The organism is Kitasatospora sp. NPDC094028 (genome assembly GCF_049543595.1).
GTDB lineage: Bacteria > Actinomycetota > Actinomycetes > Streptomycetales > Streptomycetaceae > Kitasatospora.
The window spans coordinates 113,410-136,137 of sequence record NZ_JBMVFA010000005.1; the positions used below are offsets into that span (position 1 = coordinate 113,410).

The following is a 22,728-nucleotide window of genomic DNA, read 5'->3' on the forward strand; positions in this document are numbered from 1 at the left end:
GCCGGGTAGCCTGCCCAAGGTCCCACCCCGGTGCCGGGGCGCCGACCGGCCCGGACGAGCGGCGCGGCCGGTACCGCGGCGGGCCACGGTCGCGCAGAATGGACCAGGGACCACCGAGCCGCGACGGAACAGGCAAACACGCCGTGGGCGACAGAAGAACTGGGAGAGAATCGACGCCGTGAGTGCTGCGATGCGAAGCCGTACCCCCGACCGGCTCTGTGCCGAGGCCGTCGAACTCGCCCGCCAGTCAGCCGAGGAGGCAGTCGGGGCGGAGGCCGTCGGGCCGCACCTCGGGGTCCAGGCGGACGCCGACCGCGTCGTCACCCACACCTTCGAGTGCCTGGACGCCGCCTACCGCGGCTGGCACTGGGCGGTCACCGTCGCGCGCGCCCCGCGCGCCAAGAACGTCACGCTGGACGAGGTCGTGCTGCTGCCCGGCGCCGACGCCGTCCTCGCCCCCCAGTGGGTGCCGTGGAGCGAGCGGCTGCGCCCCGGCGACATGGGCCCCGGCGACCTGCTGCCCACCGGTGCCGACGACGAGCGGCTGGAGCCCGGCTGGAGCGGCGAGGACGAGCCGGCGCCGAACTCCGCGGTCGCGCTGGTGGCCGACGAGGACGTGGTCGTCAGCGACCCGCACGTGCAGCCCGCCCCGGCCCGTGCCCAGATCAACGCCGTCGCCGAGGAACTCGGCATGGGCCGCAGCCGGGTGCTCTCCCGGCTCGGCTTGCACCTGGCCGCCGACCGCTGGGAGAAGGCGCACGGCCCGCAGTCCCCGATGGCGCAGGCCGCGCCCGCGGCGTGCGCCAGCTGCGGCTTCCTGATCCCGATCGGCGGCTCGCTCGGGCAGGCCTTCGGCGTGTGCGGCAACGAGTTCGGCCCGGCGGACGGGCAGATCGTCTCCTTCGCGTACGGCTGCGGCGGGCACTCCGAGGCGGCCGTGATCCCGGCCCCGCCGGCGCCGGCCGAGCTGATCCTCGACGAGCTGGTCGTCGAGCCGCTGCAACTGCACCCGGACCGCGCCTCCGGCTCGGTCGAGCCGGACGCACCCGCCGAGGAGCTCGGCCACTCCTGACGCCGCGTCCCCGAGGCCCGCCCCGCCGACCCCGCAGGGCGGGCCTCGGCGTTGCCGGAGGAGGACGGGCGGCGGCGCCCCGGCGGGGCCGTGGTCCGGAGCAGTCAGTGGGGCAGGGAAGAATGCCCCTACGACGTACAGGGCGGCGGAAGGCGGCAGGTCCAGTGGAACCTCGGATCATCGGCAGCGGCACGGACGAGCACCTCGCGGACCCCTTCGGGTGCGCCGGGCTGCGCCGGCGGGTGCTGGACGCCTGGGCCGCCTCGCCGGCCCGGTTCCGGGAGGACGCCAACGCCGAGGAGGAGCTGGCGCTCGGCGGCTACCGCGACCGCCTGGTGGTCGAGTTGGCACAGAACGCGGCCGACGCCGCGCTGCGCGCCGGGCACGGCCCCGGGCGGCTGCGGCTCACCCTCGCGGACGGCGTGCTGGCCGCCGCCAACACCGGCGCCCCGCTGGACGCGGCCGCCGTCGAGTCGCTGTCCACCCTGCGCGCCTCCTCCAAGCGCGGCGAGGCGCCCAGCGTGGGCCGGTTCGGCGTCGGCTTCGCCGCCGTCCTCGCCGTCACCGACGAGCCGGCCGTGCTCGGCGCCGCCGGCGGGGTGCGCTGGTCGCTGGCGGAGGCCCGCTCGCTGGCCGAGGAGCAGCCCGCGCTGGCCGACGAGCTGCGCCGCCGGGACGGCCACGTGCCGCTGCTGCGGCTGCCGTTCGGGGCCGAGGGCGAGGCCCCCACCGGCTACGACACCGTGGTGGTGCTGCCGCTGCGGGACGCCGCCGCCGAGGACCTGACCCGCCGGCTGCTGGCCGGGATCGACGACGCGCTGCTGCTCACCCTGCCCGGCCTGGCCGAGGTCGTGGTGGAGACCCCGGAGGGCGTCCGGACGCTCACCCGCGCCGCCGCCGAGACCCGCCCGGACGGTGTCACCGAGGTCACCGTCACCGACGACGCGGACGGGCGGCCGCGCCGCACCCGGTGGCAGACCGCCGGCGCCTCCGGCACCCTGGACGCCGCGCTGCTCGCCGACCGGCCCACCGAGGAGCGCAGCCGCCCGTACTGGACCGTCACCTGGGCGGTGCCGGTGGCCGAGGACGGCACCCCGCAGCGGCCCGGGATCGCGCCGGTGCTGCACGCGCCCACCCCCAGCGACGAGCCGATCGGCCTGCCCGCGCTGCTGATCGCCTCCTACCCGCTGGACCCCACCCGCCGGCACGTCGCCCCCGGCCCGCTCACCGACTTCCTCACCGAGCGCGCCGCGGACGGCTACGCCGACCTGCTGCGGGCCCGCGGCGCCGACCTGGGCTCGCTCGGCCTCGTCCCCGGCCCGCTCGGGCAGGGCGCGCTGGACAACGCGCTGCGCGCGGCCGTCCTGTCCCGGCTGCCCGGCACGCCGTTCCTGCCGCACCCGGCGCCCGTCGAGGAGGGCACGCCCGCGCTGCGGCCCCGGGACGCGACGCTGCTGGAGGGCGCGGACGGGTCGGTGGTCGAGGCGCTGGCGCCGATCTTCCCCGGGCTGCTGCCGGCCGGCCTGGAGCGCCGCACCGAGCTGCGGGTGCTGAACGTGCGCCGGGTGCCGCTGGCCGAGGTGGTCGACCAGCTCGGCGGCCTGGACCGCGACCCGGGCTGGTGGCGCAACCTGTACGCGGCGCTCGGCGGGGCCGATCCGGAGGCGCTGGGCGCGCTGCCGGTGCCACTCGCGGACGGGCGGACGGTCACCGGGCCGCGCCGCGTCCTGCTGCCCTCCGAGGACGCCGACTGGGCGGCCTTCCCCGGCTACCCCGAATCGCTGGCCGACGCGCTCGCCGCGCTCGACCTGCGTCTGGCCCACCCCGAGGCCGCGCACCCGCTGCTGGCCAAGCTCGGCGCGGGCACCGCGACCCCCGCCGGGGTGCTGGACACCCCCGAGGTGCGGGCCGCCGTCGCCCGCTCCTTCGAGCTGGCCGAGGACGACCTGGACGCCGCGCTCGAACTCGCCGACGCCGTCCTGGCGCTGGTCAGGGCCGCCGCCCCCGGGCCGGGCGAGCACCCCTGGCTGGCCCGGCTGGCGCTGCTCGACGACGAGGGCGAGCCCGCCCGCGCGGGTGAACTCCTGCTGCCCGGCAGCCCGTTCGCCGCGATCGCGCGCGAGGAGGACGCCGGCTGGGTGGACGACGACCTGCTGGAGCGCTGGGGCCCCGAGGTGCTGGCCGCGGTCGGCGTGCCGACCGACTTCGTCCTGGTCCGCGCCGAGGACGTGGTGCTCGACCCGGACGACCTGGAGCGGCTCGACCCCACCGCCCCGGCCGACCGCGCCGCCGGCGGGCACCCCACCGGGCTGCTCGACGAGGCGCCGGACGGCCTCGCCGAATGGGCCGAGGACGCGCTGGAGGCGCTGAACGCGGACCAGGCGGTCGGCGTGCCGCCGGTCGCCGCCGAGCTGCTGGCCGTCCGCGACCTCGACCTGGTGGACGACGACGCCTGGCCCGAGGCGCTGGCCGCGCTCGCCCGCCCGCCGTACCGGGACGCCGTGGTCAGCCCCGTCCGCACCCTGCTGCCGGACGGCACCTACGCCGACCTGCCGCCGTACACCGCCTGGTGGCTGCGCGACCACCCGGTGCTGGACGGCCGCGAGCCCGCCGGGCTGCGCGCCGCCGGCGCCGACCCGCTGCTGCGCGGGCTGTACGACGAGGCGCGCACCACCCTGGACGAGCAGTTCCTGCACGCCCTCGGGGTGCGCACCACGCTGGCCGCGCTGCTCGCCGAGCCGCACGGGCCGGACGAGGTGCTGGACCGGATGACCGACCCGGAGGCCGAGGTCGGCCACCGCCAACTGCACGGTATCCACAGCGCGTTGGCCCGGGTCGAGGTGGAGCGGATCGAAGCGCTGGACGTGGTGCGGGCGCTGCCGCCGCTGGACCCGGCCACTGGGCGCCGCCCGGCCCACACCGTGGTGGTGGACGCCACCGAGGCGGTCGTCGCGGACGCCCCGGACCTGGTCCAACTCCTGCACCCCTACCCGCTGCTGCCCGTCGCGCCGGCGCTCGCCGCGGACCTCGCCGAGCGGCTGCACGTGTCGCTGGCCAGCGAGGTGGCCGGCGGCCGGGTGCTCTCCGAGGGCGTGCTGCACCGGGTCCCCGCGGTGGTGCGGGAGCTGCTGCCCGGCTGCCCGGTCGCGTACGAGGAGCACGAGGAGCTGCTGGTCGTCGGGCCGGACGGCGCCGAGGCGGCCGTCGACTGGCGGTGGGACCGGGAGGCGGCGGCGCCCGAGCCGCCGTACGACCCGGAGCTGGCCGAAGCCGGCGACGAGGACGACGAGTTCGAGGTCCCGCCGGTGCCCGGGCTGCTGCACGCCGCGACCCCGGAGGGCCTGGCGGCCGGGCTCGCCTGGTCGGTCGGGCAGTGGCACCGGCGGTTCGAGGTGCTGGCCGCGCTCAGCGAGCCGGACCGCGCGTACGAGCTGTCCGCGGCCCGGGACTTCGAGGGCTGAGCTCAGTCCGTCCGCGGTTTGAGCCGCAGGTAGACGGTGGTGGTGACGGTCAGCCAGACGGCGCCGAGCGTCACCGCCACCGCGGCCTTCAGCGGCCTGACCGGCACGCCGACGCCCGCCATCGCGAGCCCCGCCAGTCCGGCCGCCAGCACTCCGCCGACGAAGGCGATGAACGCCTCCAACTCCCCGCCCCTGCGTGCCATCCGGCACCCCCTCTCGGGGGCATGCTAGTTCGGCGCGGGCTCACTCCAGGCCGCGGCGCTTCATGACGGCCCAGACGATCTCCAGCGCCGCGCCGCAGACCAGCGCGATGGCGACCCCGATCCACGGGTCGCGATAGCCCACCAGGCGCAGCTGGAAGAAGTCGGAGAACGCCGGGACCAGCAGCACCAGCGAGAAGGCGCCGCCCATCGCGCCGATCAGCAGCAGCCGCCACCAGGTGTACGGGCGGGCGACGATGGCGAGCACCCAGATGGCGATCAGGAACAGCGTCAGGGTGGCCACGCTGGTGTCGGCCTTGAGGTCGGTCACGTGGTCGGCGCGGGCCAGCGCGTAGGCGACGAAGGTGCCGGTGCCGGCGATCGCGCCGCCCGGGACGGCCAGCCGCAGCACCCGCTTCACGAAGCCGGTGCGGGCCCGCTCGTTGTTGGGGGCGAGGGCCAGGAAGAAGGCCGGCACGCCGATGGTGAGCGTGGACAGCACGGTGGAGTGCCGGGGCAGGAACGGGTACGGCGAGTGGGTGAAGATCACCAGCAGCGCCAGCAGCACCGAGTAGACCGTCTTGACCAGGAACAGCGAGGCGACCCGCTCGATGTTGCCGATCACCCGGCGGCCCTCGGCGACCACCGAGGGCAGGGTCGCGAAGGAGTCGTTGAGCAGCACGATCTGGGCGACGGCCTTGGTGGCGTCCGAGCCGGTGCCCATCGCCACGCCGATGTCGGCATCCTTGAGCGCGAGCACGTCGTTGACGCCGTCGCCGGTCATCGCCACGGTGTGGCCGCGCGACTGCAGCGCCCCGACCAGCTGCCGCTTCTGCTGCGGGGTGACCCGGCCGAACACGCTGGTGCGGTCGGCGGTGTCGGCCAGCGCCTCCGGGTCCGCGGGCAGGGTGCGGGCGTCCAGCGGGTGCTCGGCGCCGGGCAGGCCCAGGTGGGCGGCCACCGCGCCGACCGAGACCGCCGCGTCGCCGGAGATCACCTTCGCCCGGACGCGCTGCCCCTCGAAGTAGCGCAGGGTGTCGGCGGCGTCCGCGCGCAGCCGCTGCTGCAGCACCACCAGAGCCAGCGGGACGAGGTCGGCCGCCGGGTCGGGGGAGTCCAGCGGGACGGGCGCGCGGCCGAGCAGCAGCACCCGCAGGCCCTGCGCGCCCAGCTCGTCCACCTCGGCGAGCGCCGGGTGCCCGGCGGGCAGCAGCACGTCCGGGGCGCCGAGCAGCCAGCTGGCCTCGCCGCCCTGCGGCTCCAGCAGCTGCACGCCGCTCCACTTGCGGGCGGAGGAGAACGGCATCGCCTCGATGACCCGCCAGCCGTTGCCGCCGGACGGGTCGTCGCCGCGCCCGTACTTGTCGATCACGGCCCGCATGGACGGGTTGGGGCGGGCGTCGGCGCCGGCCATCACGCCGAGCGCGTGCTTGATGGTGTCCTTGTCGACCGGTGCGGGCCCGCCGTCGGCGATCACCCGCAGGTCGATCACGTCCATGCCGCCCTCGGTGAGGGTGCCGGTCTTGTCCAGGCAGACGGTGTCCACCCGGGCCAGGCCCTCGATCGCCGGCAGCTCCTGCACCAGGCACTGCTTGCGGCCCAGCCGGATCACGCCGATCGCGAAGGCGACCGAGGTCAGCAGCACCAGGCCCTCGGGCACCATCGGGACGATGCCGGCCACCATGCGCCGCACCGCCTCGCGCCAGTCGCGGCCCTCGACGGCCAGCTGGCTGATGATCAGGCCGAGGGCGGTGGGGATCAGCAGGTAGGTGATGAACCGCAGGATGCTGTCGATGCCGCTGCGCAGCTCCGACTTCACCAGGGTGAACTTGCTGGCCTCCTCGGCCAGCTGCGCCGCGTAGGCCTCGCGGCCGACCTTGGTGGCGGTGAACGCGCCCGCGCCGGCCACCACGAAGCTGCCGGACATCACCTGGTCGCCGGGGTGCTTGAGGACGGGGTCGGGCTCGCCGGTGAGCAGCGACTCGTCGATCTCCAGGCCGTCCGCCTCGCTGATCAGGCCGTCCACGATCACCTTGTCGCCGATGCCGAGCAGCACGGTGTCGTCGAGCACGATCTCGGAGACGGCGACCTGCTGGACGGTGCCGTCGCGGCGCACCTGGGGGCGGGCCTCGCCGATCAGGGCCAGGCTGTCGAGGGTCTTCTTGGCGCGCAGTTCCTGGATGATGCCGATCGCGGTGTTGGCGACGATGACCAGACCGAACAGGCCGTCCTGGATCGGTCCGACGACCAGGATGATCCCGAACATGATGCCGATGATCGCGTTGAAGCGGGTGAAGACGTTGGCCCGGACGATTTCCCGGGTGGAGCGGCTGGACCGCACCGGAACGTCGTTGACCTGCCCGTTCGCGACCCGCTGGGCGACCTCGGCGGCGGTCAGGCCACCCCGCCGGCCGGGCAGCAGGCCGAGCGGGTGGGCGCCGTCCGGTCTTCCGCGGTCGGGCCCCGTGCCGTCTGCTGCGGGCTGTTCTTCCCCGGGGTGCGCAGGCTGCGTCATGGCACCGACTCTACGGGCGCCCCATGTCCGGTGCGTGCTACTAAAGGACTATTCAGTCCGACTGGGTGGCCGGGGCTCCGCCCGTGCCGTTCGCGTCGTCCGTCCGCTGCCGGGCGGCCTCGGCGGCGCGGTCCCGGGCGATGGCGGCGCGGCGGGCGCGGCAGTACCAGAGGCCGATCAGGCCGAGCAGTCCGCCGGAGAGGCAGATCCACGGCCAGGTGCCGTGGCCGTGGTCGGAGAGCGTGCCCTGGAAGGGGACCAGCGCCAGGAAGGCGACGAACCACAGCACCGTGCCGCCGCCGACGATGGCGACGTCGTTGGCCTCCAGCGGAGGGGGCGAGGGGTGCAGCGGCGTCTTGGGCATGGGGCCTAGCGTACGGTGCGGTGGTGGCTCCGCAGCAGCCGTCCCGGGCCCGCGTTGGCGCCACGCGTTGGCTCTACGCGCGAAGATAGCGTGTGTGCGATCGGGAAACCATACTTAAAGGTCCACGCCCCGGCCGCCGTCGCCCCGGGCGGAACCCCCTCTCCTCAGCTCCCCCACAGAGGACACACGCATGCCTGTGGTCCAGCCGACCACCGAGTCGCCCGAACCCGCCGACACCGCGCCCGAGCCCACCGGCGGCGCGCTGGACCGCTTCTTCCGGATCAGCGAGCGCGGCTCCACCCTGCCGCGCGAGATCCGCGGCGGTGTCGCCACCTTCTTCACCATGGCGTACATCCTGGTGCTGAACCCGATCATCCTGGCCAGCGCCACGGACATGACCGGGGCCCACCTCGACAGCGCCCAGTTGGTCACCGCCACCGCCCTCACCGCGGGCCTCACCACCCTGCTGATGGGCGTGATCGGCAACGTCCCGATCGGCCTGGCCGCCGGCCTCGGCGTCAACACCATCGTGGCGCTCCAGCTCGCGCCCAGGATGACCTGGCCCGACGCCATGGGCATGGTCGTGCTCGCCGGCTTCGCGATCATGCTGCTGGTCGCCACCGGCCTGCGCGAGCGGGTCATGAACGCCGTGCCGCTCGGCCTGCGCAAGGCCATCGCGATCGGCATCGGCCTGTTCATCAGCCTGGTCGGCCTGGTCGACTCCGGCTTCGTCAGCCGGATCCCGGACGCCGCCCACACCGCCGTCCCGCTGCAGCTCGGCGGCAACGGTCACCTGCTCGGCTGGCCGGTGCTGGTCTTCGTGGTCGGCCTGCTGCTCACCCTGGTCCTGGTGATCCGCAAGGTGCCCGGCGCGATCCTGATCAGCATCGCCGTCTCCACCGGCATCGCCGTGGTGATCGACAAGTTCGCCGACGTCCCCGCGCTCAAGTGGGGCCTCACCGTCCCGGCCTGGCCCGGCAACCCGGTCGCCGCCCCGGACTTCGGGCTGGTCGGCAAGGTCAGCCTGTTCGGCGGCTTCGAGAAGGTCGGCGTGCTGACCGGCGTGCTGTTCGTCTTCACCGTCCTGATGTCCTGCTTCTTCGACGCGATGGGCACCATCCTCGGCGTCGCCGACGAGGCGCACCTGCTGGACGAGAAGGGCGACCTGCCCGGCATCAACAAGATCCTCATGGTCGACGGCATCGCCACCGCCGCCGGCGGCGCCACCTCCGCGTCCGCCAACACCTGCTTCGTCGAGTCCACCGCCGGCGTCGGCGAGGGCGCCCGCACCGGCTTCGCCTCGATCGTCACCGGCCTGCTCTTCGTGGTGGCGCTGTTCCTCACCCCGCTGGCCACCATGGTCCCCGCCCAGGCCGCCACCCCGGCCCTGGTCACGGTCGGCTTCCTGATCCTCGCGAACTCCATCAAGGAGATCGACTGGGCCGACCACACGATCGCGATCCCGGCCTTCCTGACCATCGTGATGATGCCGTTCACCTACAGCATCACCAACGGCATCGGCTTCGGATTCATCGCGTTCTGCGTCCTGCGCCTCGCCGCCGGCCGCGGCCGCACCGTCCCCGTCCCGCTCTACGTGGTGGCGTCGGTGTTCGCCTTCTACTACCTGATGCCGGCCTTCGGCCTGCTCTGACCCCACGCGCGGTCGTACCGGGCCCTCCTCGCATCACGCGGGGAGGGCCCGGACGTTTGCCGTGGGTGGTTCGGCTCGGGCGGCGTTCCGGTGGCGTAGTCCGGGAGGTCGGCGCGGGGGCGGTCCGGTAGGGATGAAGGGGCAGGGCCGCCGGCGGCGGGAGTGCATCCTGCTCGCCGAGTCCCTGGTGAACACCTTCGCCGAGACGGCTCCCGACGTGCCCCTCGACGTGTATCCCACGACCACGACCATCGGGGTGGACCGCGTCGTGGCCCGGTGAACCCGCCCGGCCGGGGCGGATCAGTGGACGCAGAACTCGTTGCCCTCCGGATCCTGCATGACCACCCAGGCGCCGCCGGGCTCCTCGACGTGCCGCAGGGCGGTGGCGCCGAGGGCTTCGAGGCGGGCGACGGTGGCCGCGCGCTCGCCGGGGCCGGGGTGGACGTCCAGGTGGAGGCGGTTCTTGCCCAGCTTGGGCTCGGGGACGGCCTGGAAGAGGAGGCGGCGGCCGAGGCCGGTGTCGGAGGCCGGGTCGTGCGGGTCCTCCGGGTGGCGGACGGCGGCGAGGGTGCGCCAGGCGGGGTGGCCGTCGACCTCGGTCAGGGCGTCCTCGGAGACCGCGCCGGCGGCGAGCAGGCGGGTGATCAGGGCGCTGTGGTCCTCGACGGTGTAGTCGAGGGCGGCGCCCCAGAAGGCGGCCTGGCGGTGCGGGTCGGCGCAGTCGATGACGAGCTTCCAGTGCAGCGGCATGTAACCGTTTCTACCGGTTACCGGTGACCGGAGCAATCACCGCCGGATGCGGGATGTCAAAAAGGCGACCGTGTAGGGCAGTTGGCGGTGGGCATACTGCCTGGGCGGAGGATGGGGGAGGGGACTCGATCGATGGTGCGACAGGATCCGCCCGGGGGAGTCGAGGCGCAGCTGCTGCCGGAACTGTTCTGGCGCGCGGACAGGGCCTCGTTGGACGGGCAGCGCGAGACGCTGCGCTGGTACCGCGGACTCATCGCGATGCTGGTGCTCGCCGCACTGATCGGCTCGCTGCCCGGCCCGGACCACAAGGGCGACAGTGACATCACGCCGCTGTTCTCGGTGGCCGCGTTCCTGGTCGCCGGCTACTTCTGGTCCCGGCTGCGCCGCGGCAACCCGCAGGGGCGCTGGTACCAGGCGCGGGCGGCGGCCGAGTCGGTGAAGACGCTGGCGTGGAAGTACACCGTCCGGGCCCGGCCGTTCGACGGCGAGGGCGAGTCGGCGGACGTGGACAACGGCTACCTGCTGCAGGTCGAGGACGTGCTGCGGGCCTTCGAGGACCCGGAGATCGTGCCGCCCGGCGCGGTCGCCGAGATCACCCCGGAGATGCGCCGCCAGCGGGCGGGCGACCTGGCCGCCCGGCGCACCCTCTACCTGCGCACCCGGGTCGAGGGGCAGCGCACCTGGTACCGCTCCCGGGCGGAAGCCTGCGACTCGCAGGCGGTCTCCTGGGGGCTGGGCATCGCGGTGCTGATCATCGTCGGTGCGGCGGCCGCCGTCGCGCAGGCCACCGGCGCCCTGCAGGTGCACATCTTCGGCGCCAGCTCGGCCGCGGCCGCGGCGATCATCGCCTGGACGCAGCTCAAGCAGCTCGGCCCGCTGGCGGCCGCCTACCAGCTGGCCGCGCGGGAGCTGGAGAACGTCGGCAACCAGCTCTCCGACCTGGACCTCCGGGCGCCGGACGCGGAGGCCCGCTGGGCCCGGCTCGCCGCCGAGGCGGAGGACGCCGTCTCGCGCGAGCACACCACCTGGCGGGCCCGCCGGGCGTTCCCGCGCTAGGCCGACTCGGTGGAAGGGCTGGGGAGATAGCGCGAAGCGGGGTCACTGTGGGCGCACACGTGTGCGGGGTGCGTGAGGGTCGGACGGGGAGCCGCGGAACGTAATCATTACGTGTCCATGCCGTGGTTTCATCGCCCGGGCGCGACCCGAAGTCCCTGCCCGGAGGCCCCCCTTGCGCATTCTCCTGATCGCCAGCGCGTTCAACAGCCTGACCCAGCGCGTCCACACCGAGCTGCGCGGACGCGGCCACCAGGTCGCCGTCCAGCTCGCACTCGGCGACGAGCAGATGAGAGCGGCGGTGGACCGGCTCGATCCCGAGCTGATCATCTGCCCGATGCTGACCAAGGCCGTCCCGGAGGACATCTGGTCCGGCCGGACCGTCCTGATCGTGCACCCCGGCCCGAAGGGCGACCGCGGGCCCTCCTCGCTCGACTGGGCGATCACCGAGGGCGCGGAGCGCTGGGGCGTCACCGTGCTGCAGGCCGTCGCCGAGATGGACGCCGGCGACATCTGGGCGTCCGTCGAGTTCGCCGTCCCGGCCTGCGGCAAGAGCGAGCTGTACCGGGGCGCCGTCGCCGACGCCGCCGTCGAGGCCGTCCTGCTGGCCGTCCGGCGCTACCAGGGCGGGCTGTTCACCCCCGAACCGCTCGACTACGACCGCCCGGACGTGCACGGCGAGCTGCGGCCGTTCCTCCGCCAGGACAGCCGCCGGATCGACTGGGCGGCGGACGACACCGCCACCGTGCTGCGCAAGCTGCGCGCCGCCGACTCCCAGCCCGGCGTCCTCGACGAGCTGTACGGACGCGAGTTCTTCCTGCACGGCGGCCACCCCGAGGACGAGTTGCGCGGCCCTGTGCCCGGCGCCGTGCTCGCCACCCGGGACGGCGCGATCTGCCGCGCCACCGTGGACGGCGCGGTGTGGATCCCGCAGCTGCGCCCGCGCCGCACCCCCGGCGGGCCCGCCACCTTCAAACTGCCCGCCGCGACGGTGCTCGCCGACGAACTGCACCGGGTCCGCGAGGTGCCGGTGAGCCCGTCCGCCGCCGCCCGCCGGGACACCTGGTCGGAGCTGCGCTACCACGAGGAGGGCGACGTCGGGTACCTCGAATTCGCCTACGCGGGCGGGGCGATGAGCACCGAGCAGTGCCGCCGGCTGCTCACCGCCTACCGGGAGGCGGCGGACCGGCCGACCTCGGTGCTGGTGCTCGGCGCGCCCCGGGACTTCTTCTCCAACGGGATCCACCTCAACGTCATCGAGGGCGCGTCCTTCCCGGCACTGGAGTCCTGGGAGAACATCAACGCGATGGACGACCTGGTCGAGGCGATCCTGACCACCGACGACAAGCTCACCGTCGCCGCCCTGGCCGGCAACGCGGCGGCCGGCGGCCTGATGCTGGCGCTCGCCGCCGACGAGGTGTGGTGCCGCGAGTCGGCGGTGCTCAACCCGCACTACCGGCTGATGGGCCTGTACGGCTCCGAGTACTGGACCTACACCCTGCCCCGCCGGGTCGGCGCCGAACGGGCCGAGCGGCTCACCACCGAGGCACTGCCGGTCGGCGCCGAACTCGCCCGCCGGATCGGCCTGGTGGACCGTACGGCCGGCGGGGACGCGGCGGCCTTCCGCCGCTGGACCGTCCGGGAGGCCGCCCGGCTGGCCGACTCGCCCGAGCTGACCGGGCGGCTGGTGGACAAGAAGCGCCGCCGGGCCGCCGACGAGGAGGAGAAGCCGCTGGCCGCCTACCGGGAGGAGGAACTGCGGCGGATGCACGCCAACTTCTACCGGACGGGCGAGCCGTACCACGCGCTGCGGCGGGACTTCGTGCGCAAGGTCTGCCCGGTGGCCACGCCGGAGCACCTGACGGGGCTGCTCGGCCCGGACGAGTGAGACCGGAGGTGCCGAAGCGGGCGGGCGCCCGGGCCGGGGTGGGGGACCCGGCGGGGCGCCCGCCCGCTCGATGGTGGACCCGGTGCTACCGGGCGGCGCCCGCACCGCCCACCGGCCGTCGCTGCGGCGGCAGGTGCGCGGCCCGACCGGGCCGCGGCTGCGGCGCCGGCTCCTGCCGCTCCTGCCAGGCCTGTTGGACCCGCTGCGCCCGCCGGACCTGCTCGCCCAGCGGAGCCTCGCGGGGCTCCGGGACCCGGCCCGGGTGCGCCGGACGGGATGCCCCCGAGGCGCCGGACGCGCCCGACACGCGCGAGGCGCCCGACGCGCGCGGCGGCAGCGGTGCCGCCGGGCCGAGCAGCAGCGGCTGCGCGCTGCCGTGGCTCGGCGAGACGGCGAAGGCGAGCGAGCCGAAGAACACGTAGCAGCCCAGCCCGGCGCCGAGCGGGAAGATGAACTGCAGGGCCATCAGGCCGCCGTCGGTCGGGTGCGCGAGGTCCACCCGGACGGACAGCGCCGCCATGCCGGTGTAGTGCATCGCGCAGACGGCGACGCCCATGACCGGCGCGGCGGCCAGGACGGCGAGCGTGCCCCGGATGTTCAGCGCGGCCCAGAGGGCGGCGGTGGCGGCGAACACCGCGATGGCGACCGAGAGTCCGACCGTGGCGTGGTCGTACTCGAGGTGGCCGGGCAGCACCATCGCGGCCATGCCCAGGTAGTGCATCGCGGCGACGCCGAGGCCGGTGGTGAGCCCGCCGACCAGCAGGGACAGGACGGGGTGGCGCCGCCAGTACCCGACCGTGAACAGGCCGATGCCGACCACGGCGACGGCGACCAGCAGGCTGAGCACCGTCAGCCCCGGCCGGTAGCTGATGTCGAGGCCGGAGACGGAGAAGCCGAGCATCGCGATGAAGTGCATGGACCAGATCCCGGCGCCCAGCGAGGTCGAGGCGAAGAGCAGCCAGACGAACCGGGTGCGGCCCTGTGAGACGAGGGCCCAGCGGGCGCTGCGCAGCGCGACGAAGGAGCCGAGGCAGGCGACGAAGTACGAGACCGCCGGTGTCACCCAGCCGTGGTCGGCATGGTGGATGTGACCCAAGAGGAACTCCCTGGACGGATGCGGGGAGGAGGGCGCCAGGCCCGGGCGGAGTGGGGGCGGCCGGCGGACGGGCCGGCCGCACGGCGGAGCGCGCGCGGGGTGGGAACGCAGGGGGCTCCGCCGAAGGGGGACCTGGCGTGTGGTGCCCCTGACAACCCGGGACAGTAGCCACTGCCCGGCGGCGGCACAATGTTCGAGCTTTTGGTGAACTCCCTGGTCAGCGTGGGCCTTTACCGAACCTGTATGATCTTGGCGCCAATCCCTGACACCGTCTGCGCACAGTCCGCTACAGAAATTTCGACGCCGGTCGTTGCGTCTGCGTGTCGCGGCGGCTACGGAGTGGAGTGGAGCGGCGGCGGCGGAGGTGCCGCGACGACAGCGGCAGTGCGACGGGCGGCTGCGCTACGACAGCGGCGCTAGCCCGAACGGGTGGCCGGCCGGGTCGATCAGCACCTTGAGGGTGCGCCCGTGCTGGTAGGTCGGCTCGGTCGCGCCGAGCGCGAGGGCCCTGGTGGTGGCCTCGTCCAGGTCGTCGACGTAGAAGTCGAGGTGGAAGTGCTTGCCGCCGTCCGGTTCCGTCCAGGGCTCCGGCCGGTAGCCGGTGACCCGGCCGAAGGCGAGCGGGCTGCCGCCCTCCGGGTTGTCCAGGATCGCGAAGTGCTCGTCCGCGTGCCGGGTCTCCCAGCCCAGCAGGTCGCCGTAGAACGCCGCCAGCGCGACCGGGTCGGCGCAGTCGATGGTGACCATGGCGAGACGGGCGAAGCCGGCGCCGTCGAGGGCGGGCTGTTCGGCGAGGTCGGACATGGCTGGTGGGCCCTTCTGGGAGTGGGGCCGGTGGCCCATCACCAATATGGCACCGGGGCACGGTGGCGGCGCGGCGGGAACCCGGTTTTATTTAGCGAGAGTAATGACGTAGTCTAAAGAGATGCCCGAGATGTCCGAGCAGGACCTCGCAGCGATCAATCAGCTGCGGTCGTCCACGATGCGCTTGTCCCGACGACTCAAACACCAGCGGGTGGAGGAGTCGTTGAGCCCCACCGAGATGGGGGTGCTCGGCACCCTCGCCCGGTGCGGGAAGGCCACACCGGGTGAGCTCGCCCGGAAGGAGCACGTGCAGCCTCCCTCGATGACCAGGATCGTCGCGATGCTGGAGGAGAAGGGGCTGGTGCGGCGCGAGCCGCACCCCGAGGACCGCCGCCAGGTGGTCGTCAGCAGCACCGAGCAGGCCGAGGCGATCCTCGCGGAGAGCCGCCGGCGCCGAAACGTCTGGCTCGCCGAGCTCGCCCAAGGGCTCGACGAGGAGGAATGGGCCGTCGTCCGCGAGGCCGCGCCCGTGCTCTACAAGCTCGCACACCTCTAGGCATACCGACCCCGGCTCGCCGCCGGGAGAAGAAGGAGCCCGCATCACCGCAGGACCGACCACCGAAACCAGGAGCGTGACGACCCCCGCCAGGGTCGTCACGCCGCGAGGGGAGACCACCGTGACACCGCCGGCCGCAGCCAGCGCCGCCGCCAACCGCACCCGACTCGACGACCCGACCACCGACCCCGCCGCGGACAGCCCCGCGGCCGCCGACGCCCAGGCCCCCGCCCCCAGCGGACTGCCCGGCAGCGGCGACGACGACCCCGACGAACGCACCGCGGCGGACTCCGCCGCTCAGGGCCGCACCCGCGCGTCCAGCCCGTCGCCCGCCACCACCTTTTCGGCGACGATCCCCCAGCCTTCGGCCGGGGGGACCCCCATCGCTCGGCCCCTCCCATCTCCCACAGGTGCCCGATTCACGAGGCCCGGGGGGATGTTCTCCTCCCTTCGCGTTCGCAACTACCGCTACTACTTCGCCGGCCAGGTGGTGTCCAACACCGGCACCTGGATGCAGCGGATCGCCCAGGACTGGCTGGTGCTCAGCCTCACCGGCAGCCCGCTCGCGGTCGGCATCACCACCGCCATGCAGTTCCTGCCGATGCTGCTGCTCGGCCTGTTCGGCGGCGTGCTCGCCGACCGGATGCCCAAGCGCCGACTGCTGGTGTACACCCAGGGGGCGATGGGCCTGCTCGCCGCCGGCCTCGCCGTGCTGACCATCGGCGGCCTCGTGACGCCGTACTACGTGTACGCCTTCGCGCTGCTGCTCGGCCTGGTCACCGTGGTCGACAACCCGGCCCGGCAGGCCTTCGTCGCCGAGATGGTCGGGCCCAAGGACCTCGCCAACGCCGTCAGCCTGAACGCCGCCAACTTCCAGACCGCCCGCCTGGTCGGCCCCGCCGTCGCGGGCCTGCTGATCGCCGCGGTCGGCAGCGGCTGGGCCTTCGCCGTCAACGCGCTGTCCTTCGCCGCCGTGATCGGCGGACTGCTCGCCATGCGCGAGAGCGAACTGCGCCCGACCGAGCCGATCGCCCGGGAGAAGGGGCAGCTGCGGGAAGGGCTCCGGTACGTGAAGGAGCGGCCCGAGCTGGTCTGGCCGATGGTGCTCGCCGGGTTCATCGGCACCTTCGGGTTCAACTTCCCGACCCTGCTGTCCGGCTTCGCGTACGACACCTTCAAGGTCGGCGCCGGGCAGTACGGCCTGCTGAACACCGCGATGGCGGTCGGCTCGCTCGCCGGCGCGCTGCTCGCCGCCCGCCGGGGCGCGCCGCGGCTGCGGCGGCTGGTCGGCGCGGCGCTGGGCTTCGGCACGCTGGAGGTGGTCGCGGCCTTCGCGCCCGACTACTGGACCTTCGCGCTGCTGCTCATGCTGATCGGGGTGTTCGGGCTGAGCTTCAACACCTCGGTCAACTCCTCGCTGCAGCTCGCCACCGACCCCGAGATGCGCGGCCGGGTGATGGGCCTGCTGGTGCTGGTCTTCACCGGCGGCACGCCGATCGGCGCCCCGATCGTCGGCTGGGTCACCGCCTCGTACGGGCCCCGGCTCGGCCTGCTGGCCTGCGGGCTGGTGTCCGCGGCGGCGGCCGGCGCGGTCGGCCTGGTGCTGGCCCGCAGTGCCGACCTGAGGGTGCGGTTCGACCTGCACCCCGGGCGCGGCGGCCGGGTGGTGGCCTTCGTGCCGCGCACCGGCCCGACCCGCAAGTCGGAGCTGGCCGCAGCTTGCTGATGATCCGTCAGGAAGTCCCGGAGGTCTTCTCCGGGACTTCCCGACGGCGCGCCGTGCGGCGGATCAGAGCCGGATCGGGGACGGATCAGAGGCGGATCAGAGGCGGATCTCCAGCACCTGGCCGGGCCACATGCCGGACGGCTGCTCGACCTCGAAGCCCACGGTCTCGGTGAAGCCGAGCGCCCGGTACTGGCCGACCAGCTTGCCGTCGTCGCCCGCGTAGCAGTCCACCCGCAGCAGGCCGAGGCCGCGCCGGCGGGTCTCCTCGACCGCGTCGGCGACCAGCGCGGCGCCGATGCCCGAGCCCTTGCGGCTGCGGTCGGTGACCAGGAGGCGGAGGTAGAGCTCGGGCTCGTCCACGGCGGGGATCCACTTGCCGCGGTCCTCGTTGAGCACGCAGCAGCCGATCGTGCGGCCGTCGTCGTCCACGGCGAGGCGGACCAGGAAGGGCTCGGCGGTGTACGAGGTGATCTGGTCGACGCGGGCCGGGATGGTGCTGAAGGGCTGGTCGCCCCACTGGCCGGTGCGTTCGCCCGCCGACAGCCAGGAGACGGCGTCGTCGAGCAGGGACAGGATGTCGGGGACGTCCGCGGGCCCCCCGTTGCGGATCTTCATGGCCCCATCATGCCGCCGGCCTTTCCACGCCGAAAGGCCGAACGCGGGAAGATTGATCCATGAGGCTGTTCGTGGCGGTGCTCCCGCCGGTCAGGGCGCTGCAGGGGCTTTCCGACGCGGTCGCGCCGGTGCGCGGGCTGCCCGGGGCGGACCGGCTGCGCTGGACCACCGTCGAGGGCTGGCACCTCACCCTGGCCTTCCTCGGCGAGGTGGCGCCCGAGCGGCTGCCGGAGCTGGAGGAGGGCCTGGCCGCCGTCGCCGAGGTCCACGAGGTGCACCGGCTGCGGATCGCGGGCTCCGGCCGGTTCGGTGACCGGGTGCTCTGGGCCGGAGTGGAGGGGCAGACCTGGGCGCTGCGCCGGCTGGCCGAGGCCGTCACCGAGGCCACCGCCGACATCACCGGGGAGACCGACTCCTTCGCCTTCCACCCGCACCTCACGCTCGCCCGGGCCGGCTCCGCCCGCGGCCACCGGCGGGCCGTCCAGCGGCTCGCAGCGGCCGAGCTGGACGCCCTGGCGGCGGCGCTGGCGGACTACCGGGGGCCGGAGTGGGAGGCCGCCGAGCTGCACCTGATGAGGAGCGACCTGGACGGGGGCTCCGCCCACTACGCGTCACTGCGCTCCTGGGCACTGGCCGACTGGAGCTGAGGGCCGACCGGGGCCGGGGGCGGACCGGGGCCGGGGCGCACCGGCCCAGGGGCCTCGGGTCGGCTCGGCCGTGGGCCGGAGGTACGCTCGTTGACCGTGGATCCCAAGACTCGTATGCGCATCGTCTCCGGCACCCTGCTGCTGCTGCTGGTCGTCGTGCTGATCAGCTCACTGGTCAACCGCTGAGCCCGGACGGCTGAGCCCGGACGACCGAGCCCGAACGACCGAGCCCGAACGACCGAGCCCGGAATGGCCGAGGGCCACCGCCCGCAGGCGGTGGCCCTCGGCCGCGTCCGGGTGCCGCTCAGGCGCCCAGCTGCTCGACCACGTAGTCGATGCAGTGGGTGAGCGCCTCGACGTCCGCCGGGTCGATCGCCGGGAACATCGCGACGCGCAGCTGGTTGCGGCCCAGCTTGCGGTACGGCTCGGTGTCCACGATGCCGTTGGCACGCAGTGCCTTGGCGACCGCGGCGGCGTCCACCGACTCGTCGAAGTCGATCGTGCCGACGACCTGCGAACGCTCGGCCGGGTTCGCCACGAACGGGTTCGCGAAGGAGGACTTCTCGGCCCAGGCGTACAGCCGGGACGAGGAATCAGCCGTACGGGCGACGGCCCAGTCGAGCCCGCCGTTGCCGTTCAGCCATTCCAGCTGGTCGGCCAGCAGGAACAGGGTCGAGAGCGACGGGGTGTTGTACGTCTGGTCCTTCGACGAGTTGTCGATGGCCGTCGGCAGCGAGAAGAACGGCGGGATGTAGCGGCCGGAGGCGGCGATCTCGGCGGCGCGCTCCAGGGCGGCCGGGGAGAAGGTGGCCAGCCACAGGCCGCCCTCGGAGGCGAAGGACTTCTGCGGCGCGAAGTAGTAGACGTCGGTCTCGGCGATGTCCACCGGCAGGCCGCCGGCGCCCGAGGTGGCGTCCACCAGGACCAGCGAGCCCTCGTCCGCGCCGGCCGGGCGACGGATCGGCATCGCGACGCCGGTCGAGGTCTCGTTGTGGGTGAGGCCGTAGACGTCCACGCCGGCCTCGGCGACCGGCAGCGGGTGGGTGCCCGGGGCGGTCTTGATCACGGTCGGCTCGGCCAGCCACGGGGCGGCCTGCACCGAGGAGGCGAACTTCGACGAGAACTCGCCGAAGTCCAGGTGCTGGGACTTCTCCCGCACCAGGCCGAAGGCCGCGATGTCCCAGAAGGCGGTGGAGCCGCCGTTGCCCAGGACCACCTCGTAGCCCTCGGGGAGGGAGAAGAGGCTGCTCACGCCCTCGCGTACGCGCTTGACCAGGTTCTTGACCGGGGCCTGGCGGTGCGAGGTGCCGAGCAGGGAGGTCTGGGTCGCGGCGAGGGCACTCAGGGCCTCGGGGCGCACCTTGGACGGTCCGCAGCCGAAACGGCCGTCTGCGGGCTTGATGTCAGCGGGGATCTGGATCTGAGCCACGCGCGCAGCCTACCGGCCGGGGGCCTGGCCGGATACGGTCGTCCGCCCGCTGAGACTGTGATCTCGACTGCTCGACCGCATGCGAACAGCGGGCCCGGCCGGAGCCGGACCCGCTGGTCAGAGCCGTGCGGTGACGGTTCGCCGGGTGCGCTCAGCGCGCGATGGCGTCCCAGCCCTCGATCGCCTCGGGGCGGCGCGGGCCGGGGCCGATGTAGCGCGCGGAGGGGCGCACGAGCCGGCCCGTGCGCTTCTGCTCCAGGATGTGCGCCGACCAGCCGGCGGTGCGCGCGCAGGTGAACATCGAGGTGAACATGTGGGCCGGAACCTCGGCGAAGTCCAGCATGATCGCTGCCCAGAACTCCACGTTGGTGGCCAGCACGCGGTCCGGGCGGCGGTTGTGCAGCTCCTCCAGGGCCGCCTTCTCCAGCGCCTCGGCGACCTCGAAGCGCGGCGCGCCCAGCTCCTTGGCGGTGCGGCGCAGCACGCGGGCGCGCGGGTCCTCGGCGCGGTACACGCGGTGGCCGAAGCCCATCAGGCGCTCGCCCTTGTCCAGCGCGTTCTTCACCCACGCGGCCGCGTCGCCGGTGCGCTCGATCTCCTCGATCATGCCGAGCACGCGGGACGGGGCGCCGCCGTGCAGCGGGCCGGACATCGCGCCGACCGCGCCGGACAGCGCGGCCGCGACGTCGGCGCCGGTCGAGGCGATGACCCGGGCGGTGAAGGTGGAGGCGTTCATGCCGTGCTCGGCGGCGGACGTCCAGTAGGCGTCGACGGCCTTGACGTGCTTCGGGTCCGGCTCGCCGCGCCAGCGGATCATGAAGCGCTCGACGACCGTCTCGGCCTTGTCGATCTCGCTCTGCGGGACCATCGGCAGGCCCTGGCCGCGGGCCGACTGGGCGACGTACGACAGCGCCATCACGGCGGCCCGGGCCAGGTCGTCCCGGGCCTGGTCGGCGTCGATGTCGAGCAGCGGCTTCAGGCCCCAGACCGGGGCGAGCATGGCGAGCGCGGACTGCACGTCGACCCGGATGTCTCCCGAGTGCACCGGGATCGGGAACGGCTCGGCGGCCGGCAGGCCCGGGTTGAACTTGCCGTCCACCAGCAGGCCCCAGACGTGGCCGAAGGAGACCTTGCCGACCAGGTCGTCGATGTCGACACCGCGGTACCGCAGGGCGCCGCCTTCCCGGTCGGGCTCGGCGATCTCGCTCTCGAACGCGACGACTCCCTCAAGCCCGGGTACGAAATCGGACATGCGACGGCTCCTTCAGTTCTGCGATCGGTGCTCCGCCGTGGTGGGGCGGCGCTCCAGTGACCGAATGGTGGTTGGCACTCGGTGCCAGAGTGACAGGCACGGGGTGCATTGCGCCATACACCACAGCGGTGATGTTGCCCGGCGGCCCGTTTGACTTCGCCGTCCGACCCGCCGGACGGCCGCCGGGGGCCGGGGATCCGGGCCGGACCACGCCCGGGGAGCCCGGGACCGAACGCCCCGGTTCCGGACAATTCCCCGCACGACGGGCGGCCAAGCGGTGGCGAGTCACCTTAACTCCGACCGTGGTTCGTCCGTAGGTCGCGGCTTGGAGCGGCGTCGGTTGCTTGTCGTACGGGATGATGTGGGCGTGCAGACCCCGGAACGCGCCCAGTCGACGCCCCTGAGCCCCGCCCCCCGGACCCCGGCCGCCACGGCCGAGGAGGCCCGACCCGGGCCGGACCTCACCGTGATGCGCAAGCACTACACCCACGAGGGCCTCGGCGAGGACCAGCTGGCACCCGACCCGATCGCCCAGTTCACCCGCTGGTTCCACGAGGCGGACGACTCCGGCGTGGTCGAGCCCAACGCCATGGTGCTCTCCACCGCCGACGCCGAGGGCCGGCCCAGCGCCCGTACCGTCCTGCTCAAGAGCTACGACCCGCGCGGCTTCGTCTTCTACACCAACTACGGCTCCCAGAAGGGCGCCGAGCTCGCCGCCAACCCGCACGCCGCCCTGCTGTTCCCGTGGATCGCGCTGGCCCGCCAGGTCGTCGTCCAGGGCCGGGTCGAGAAGGTCGGCCGCGACGAGACCGCCGCCTACTTCCGCACCCGCCCGCACGGCTCCCAGCTCGGCGCCTGGGCCAGCGAGCAGTCCAGCCCGGTCGACGACCGCGAGGTCCTCGAACAGCGCTACGCCGACCTCGAACGCCGCTACCCGGAGGGCGAGGGCGTGCCCGTCCCGCCGTTCTGGGGCGGCTACCGGGTCATCCCGGAGAGCGTCGAATTCTGGCAGGGCCGCGCCAACCGGCTGCACGACCGCCTCCGCTATCTCGCCGACCCGGCCACCCCGACCGGCTGGCGGGTGGAGCGCCTCTGCCCGTGACGCCCGGGCGGGGTGCCGGACGGCCGCCGGGCGGGTGGCGCGCTGTGGCGCGCGCTGGCGTTGCCTGGCGTTGCCTGGCGAGGCCCGGGCGCGGCGGCCGCGCGGAACTGATGGTCCGTCACGGACGGGCTGTGCCGTGTAGGATGCTGCCCGTTCCGGCAGGCAGCCCGCGGCGCCGGCGCGATCGAGTGAGGGACTGATGGGCGTCACCGGTGCGGACACCGCCGCTGGACTCGGCTCTGACCTGGTCGACGTCGCCGCCCTGTCGCTCGACGAACTCGACGCCCTGCCCGATACCGTCCTCGGCGACCTGCTGCGCCGAGTGGTCGCGGACGCCCTGACCCCCGGGGCCGAGCCGCTCGCCGCGTTCCAGTCGGCGCTCGACCTCTAGCTCCGTTCCGCACGGCGCGCTCCGGTGCGCCCGGTGCGCTCCCGAGCGCGGGCGTGCGCCTGACTCCCGGTTAAACCCCACGAGGCGGACGAATCCGCCAACTTCCCAGTGAATCTGGTGGAGTTCACGACATGCTGGGTATGAGACCAGCGCCGT

The 22,728-nt window shown here is 74.0% G+C and carries 20 protein-coding genes; 11 read left to right on the plus strand and 9 right to left on the minus strand.

Features of this window, described 5'->3' with window-relative positions; translation table 11 throughout:
* Positions 1-190: 190 nt before the first annotated feature.
* Positions 191-1,072 (plus strand): DUF3027 domain-containing protein, encoded by an 882-nt coding sequence (locus ACPC54_RS10620; protein ID WP_498963830.1) that lies wholly within the window; start codon positions 191-193, stop codon positions 1,070-1,072.
* A 164-nt stretch (positions 1,073-1,236) separates the two neighbouring features.
* Positions 1,237-4,533 (plus strand): sacsin N-terminal ATP-binding-like domain-containing protein, encoded by a 3,297-nt coding sequence (locus ACPC54_RS10625; protein ID WP_498963435.1) that lies wholly within the window; start codon positions 1,237-1,239, stop codon positions 4,531-4,533.
* Between the two features lie 2 nt (positions 4,534-4,535).
* On the opposite strand, the gene ACPC54_RS10630 is transcribed toward ACPC54_RS10625, so the two are convergent.
* From ACPC54_RS10630 to ACPC54_RS10640, 3 genes are read right to left on the minus strand one after another with little or no spacing between them, the layout of a single operon-like run.
* Positions 4,536-4,736: a hypothetical protein gene (locus tag ACPC54_RS10630; protein WP_498963437.1), complete on the minus strand. Its 201-nt coding sequence runs from the start codon at positions 4,734-4,736 to the stop codon at positions 4,536-4,538.
* 40 nt (positions 4,737-4,776) lie between these two features.
* Positions 4,777-7,248: an HAD-IC family P-type ATPase gene (locus ACPC54_RS10635; protein ID WP_498963439.1), complete on the minus strand. Its 2,472-nt coding sequence runs from the start codon at positions 7,246-7,248 to the stop codon at positions 4,777-4,779.
* 52 nt (positions 7,249-7,300) lie between these two features.
* Positions 7,301-7,612 (minus strand): DUF2530 domain-containing protein, encoded by a 312-nt coding sequence (locus ACPC54_RS10640; RefSeq protein ID WP_498963441.1) that lies wholly within the window; start codon positions 7,610-7,612, stop codon positions 7,301-7,303.
* Positions 7,613-7,802: 190 nt separating this feature from the next.
* On the opposite strand from ACPC54_RS10640, the gene ACPC54_RS10645 reads away from it, so the two are divergent.
* Positions 7,803-9,263 carry an NCS2 family permease gene (locus ACPC54_RS10645; protein WP_498963443.1) on the plus strand — a complete coding sequence of 487 codons (1,461 nt, stop codon included), beginning with the start codon at positions 7,803-7,805 and terminating at the stop codon, positions 9,261-9,263.
* Between the two features lie 133 nt (positions 9,264-9,396).
* Entirely contained in the window at positions 9,397-9,543 is a 147-nt protein-coding gene (locus ACPC54_RS10650) for a hypothetical protein (protein ID WP_498963445.1), read from the plus strand.
* Positions 9,544-9,563: 20 nt separating this feature from the next.
* Here the strand turns inward: ACPC54_RS10650 and ACPC54_RS10655 are convergent, their stop codons facing one another.
* Positions 9,564-10,013 (minus strand): VOC family protein, encoded by a 450-nt coding sequence (locus ACPC54_RS10655; RefSeq protein WP_498963447.1) that lies wholly within the window; start codon positions 10,011-10,013, stop codon positions 9,564-9,566.
* 132 nt (positions 10,014-10,145) lie between these two features.
* Between ACPC54_RS10655 and ACPC54_RS10660 the strand changes: the two genes are divergently transcribed.
* Positions 10,146-11,069 carry a DUF4231 domain-containing protein gene (locus tag ACPC54_RS10660; RefSeq protein WP_498963449.1) on the plus strand — a complete coding sequence of 308 codons (924 nt, stop codon included), beginning with the start codon at positions 10,146-10,148 and terminating at the stop codon, positions 11,067-11,069.
* Positions 11,070-11,241: 172 nt separating this feature from the next.
* Positions 11,242-12,954, plus strand: coding sequence for a hydrogenase maturation protein (locus ACPC54_RS10665; protein ID WP_498963451.1), 1,713 nt, complete (start codon positions 11,242-11,244; stop codon positions 12,952-12,954).
* An 85-nt stretch (positions 12,955-13,039) separates the two neighbouring features.
* Here the strand turns inward: ACPC54_RS10665 and ACPC54_RS10670 are convergent, their stop codons facing one another.
* Both ACPC54_RS10670 and ACPC54_RS10675 read right to left on the minus strand, forming a co-directional pair.
* Positions 13,040-14,050: an MHYT domain-containing protein gene (locus ACPC54_RS10670; RefSeq protein ID WP_498963453.1), complete on the minus strand. Its 1,011-nt coding sequence runs from the start codon at positions 14,048-14,050 to the stop codon at positions 13,040-13,042.
* 402 nt (positions 14,051-14,452) lie between these two features.
* Positions 14,453-14,854: a VOC family protein gene (locus ACPC54_RS10675; RefSeq protein WP_498963455.1), complete on the minus strand. Its 402-nt coding sequence runs from the start codon at positions 14,852-14,854 to the stop codon at positions 14,453-14,455.
* 121 nt (positions 14,855-14,975) lie between these two features.
* Here ACPC54_RS10675 and ACPC54_RS10680 point away from each other — a divergent pair, with 121 nt between their 5' ends.
* Entirely contained in the window at positions 14,976-15,410 is a 435-nt protein-coding gene (locus ACPC54_RS10680; RefSeq protein WP_498963457.1) for a MarR family winged helix-turn-helix transcriptional regulator, read from the plus strand.
* Positions 15,411-15,846: 436 nt separating this feature from the next.
* Positions 15,847-17,136 carry an MFS transporter gene (locus tag ACPC54_RS10685; protein WP_498963459.1) on the plus strand — a complete coding sequence of 430 codons (1,290 nt, stop codon included), beginning with the start codon at positions 15,847-15,849 and terminating at the stop codon, positions 17,134-17,136.
* 96 nt (positions 17,137-17,232) lie between these two features.
* Here ACPC54_RS10685 and ACPC54_RS10690 read toward each other — a convergent pair whose 3' ends face one another.
* Positions 17,233-17,751 carry a GNAT family N-acetyltransferase gene (locus ACPC54_RS10690; protein ID WP_498963461.1) on the minus strand — a complete coding sequence of 173 codons (519 nt, stop codon included), beginning with the start codon at positions 17,749-17,751 and terminating at the stop codon, positions 17,233-17,235.
* Positions 17,752-17,810: 59 nt separating this feature from the next.
* Between ACPC54_RS10690 and thpR the strand changes: the two genes are divergently transcribed.
* A complete protein-coding gene (thpR, locus tag ACPC54_RS10695) occupies positions 17,811-18,398 on the plus strand; it encodes an RNA 2',3'-cyclic phosphodiesterase (protein ID WP_498963463.1) in 588 nt (195 codons plus the stop codon).
* A 304-nt stretch (positions 18,399-18,702) separates the two neighbouring features.
* On the opposite strand, the gene serC is transcribed toward thpR, so the two are convergent.
* Positions 18,703-19,827 (minus strand): phosphoserine transaminase, encoded by a 1,125-nt coding sequence (gene serC / locus ACPC54_RS10700; protein ID WP_498963465.1) that lies wholly within the window; start codon positions 19,825-19,827, stop codon positions 18,703-18,705.
* A gap of 151 nt (positions 19,828-19,978) precedes the next feature.
* Positions 19,979-21,079, minus strand: coding sequence for a citrate synthase 2 (locus ACPC54_RS10705; RefSeq protein ID WP_498963467.1), 1,101 nt, complete (start codon positions 21,077-21,079; stop codon positions 19,979-19,981).
* Between the two features lie 469 nt (positions 21,080-21,548).
* Here ACPC54_RS10705 and pdxH point away from each other — a divergent pair, with 469 nt between their 5' ends.
* Together pdxH and fxsA are read left to right on the plus strand one after the other, a co-directional pair.
* Positions 21,549-22,181: a pyridoxamine 5'-phosphate oxidase gene (gene pdxH, locus ACPC54_RS10710; RefSeq protein WP_498963832.1), complete on the plus strand. Its 633-nt coding sequence runs from the start codon at positions 21,549-21,551 to the stop codon at positions 22,179-22,181.
* A gap of 199 nt (positions 22,182-22,380) precedes the next feature.
* The gene (gene fxsA, locus ACPC54_RS10715; RefSeq protein WP_045709912.1) at positions 22,381-22,572 is read left to right on the plus strand and encodes an FxSxx-COOH cyclophane-containing RiPP peptide; all 192 of its coding nucleotides are present in this window, start codon (positions 22,381-22,383) and stop codon (positions 22,570-22,572) included.
* Positions 22,573-22,728 lie beyond the last annotated feature (156 nt).

Coding starts and splice junctions, on each gene's coding strand:
- ACPC54_RS10620 (WP_498963830.1), top strand. CDS start 191: ATGCGAAGCCGTACCCCCGACCGGCTCTGTGCCGAGGCCGTCGAACTC.
- ACPC54_RS10630 (WP_498963437.1), bottom strand. CDS start 4,736: ATGGCACGCAGGGGCGGGGAGTTGGAGGCGTTCATCGCCTTCGTCGGC.
- ACPC54_RS10635 (WP_498963439.1), bottom strand. CDS start 7,248: ATGACGCAGCCTGCGCACCCCGGGGAAGAACAGCCCGCAGCAGACGGC.
- ACPC54_RS10640 (WP_498963441.1), bottom strand. CDS start 7,612: ATGCCCAAGACGCCGCTGCACCCCTCGCCCCCTCCGCTGGAGGCCAAC.
- ACPC54_RS10645 (WP_498963443.1), top strand. CDS start 7,803: ATGCCTGTGGTCCAGCCGACCACCGAGTCGCCCGAACCCGCCGACACC.
- ACPC54_RS10650 (WP_498963445.1), top strand. CDS start 9,397: ATGAAGGGGCAGGGCCGCCGGCGGCGGGAGTGCATCCTGCTCGCCGAG.
- ACPC54_RS10655 (WP_498963447.1), bottom strand. CDS start 10,013: ATGCCGCTGCACTGGAAGCTCGTCATCGACTGCGCCGACCCGCACCGC.
- ACPC54_RS10660 (WP_498963449.1), top strand. CDS start 10,146: ATGGTGCGACAGGATCCGCCCGGGGGAGTCGAGGCGCAGCTGCTGCCG.
- ACPC54_RS10675 (WP_498963455.1), bottom strand. CDS start 14,854: ATGTCCGACCTCGCCGAACAGCCCGCCCTCGACGGCGCCGGCTTCGCC.
- ACPC54_RS10680 (WP_498963457.1), top strand. CDS start 14,976: ATGCCCGAGATGTCCGAGCAGGACCTCGCAGCGATCAATCAGCTGCGG.
- ACPC54_RS10685 (WP_498963459.1), top strand. CDS start 15,847: ATGTTCTCCTCCCTTCGCGTTCGCAACTACCGCTACTACTTCGCCGGC.
- ACPC54_RS10690 (WP_498963461.1), bottom strand. CDS start 17,751: ATGAAGATCCGCAACGGGGGGCCCGCGGACGTCCCCGACATCCTGTCC.
- thpR (WP_498963463.1), top strand. CDS start 17,811: ATGAGGCTGTTCGTGGCGGTGCTCCCGCCGGTCAGGGCGCTGCAGGGG.
- ACPC54_RS10705 (WP_498963467.1), bottom strand. CDS start 21,079: ATGTCCGATTTCGTACCCGGGCTTGAGGGAGTCGTCGCGTTCGAGAGC.
- pdxH (WP_498963832.1), top strand. CDS start 21,549: ATGCGCAAGCACTACACCCACGAGGGCCTCGGCGAGGACCAGCTGGCA.
- fxsA (WP_045709912.1), top strand. CDS start 22,381: ATGGGCGTCACCGGTGCGGACACCGCCGCTGGACTCGGCTCTGACCTG.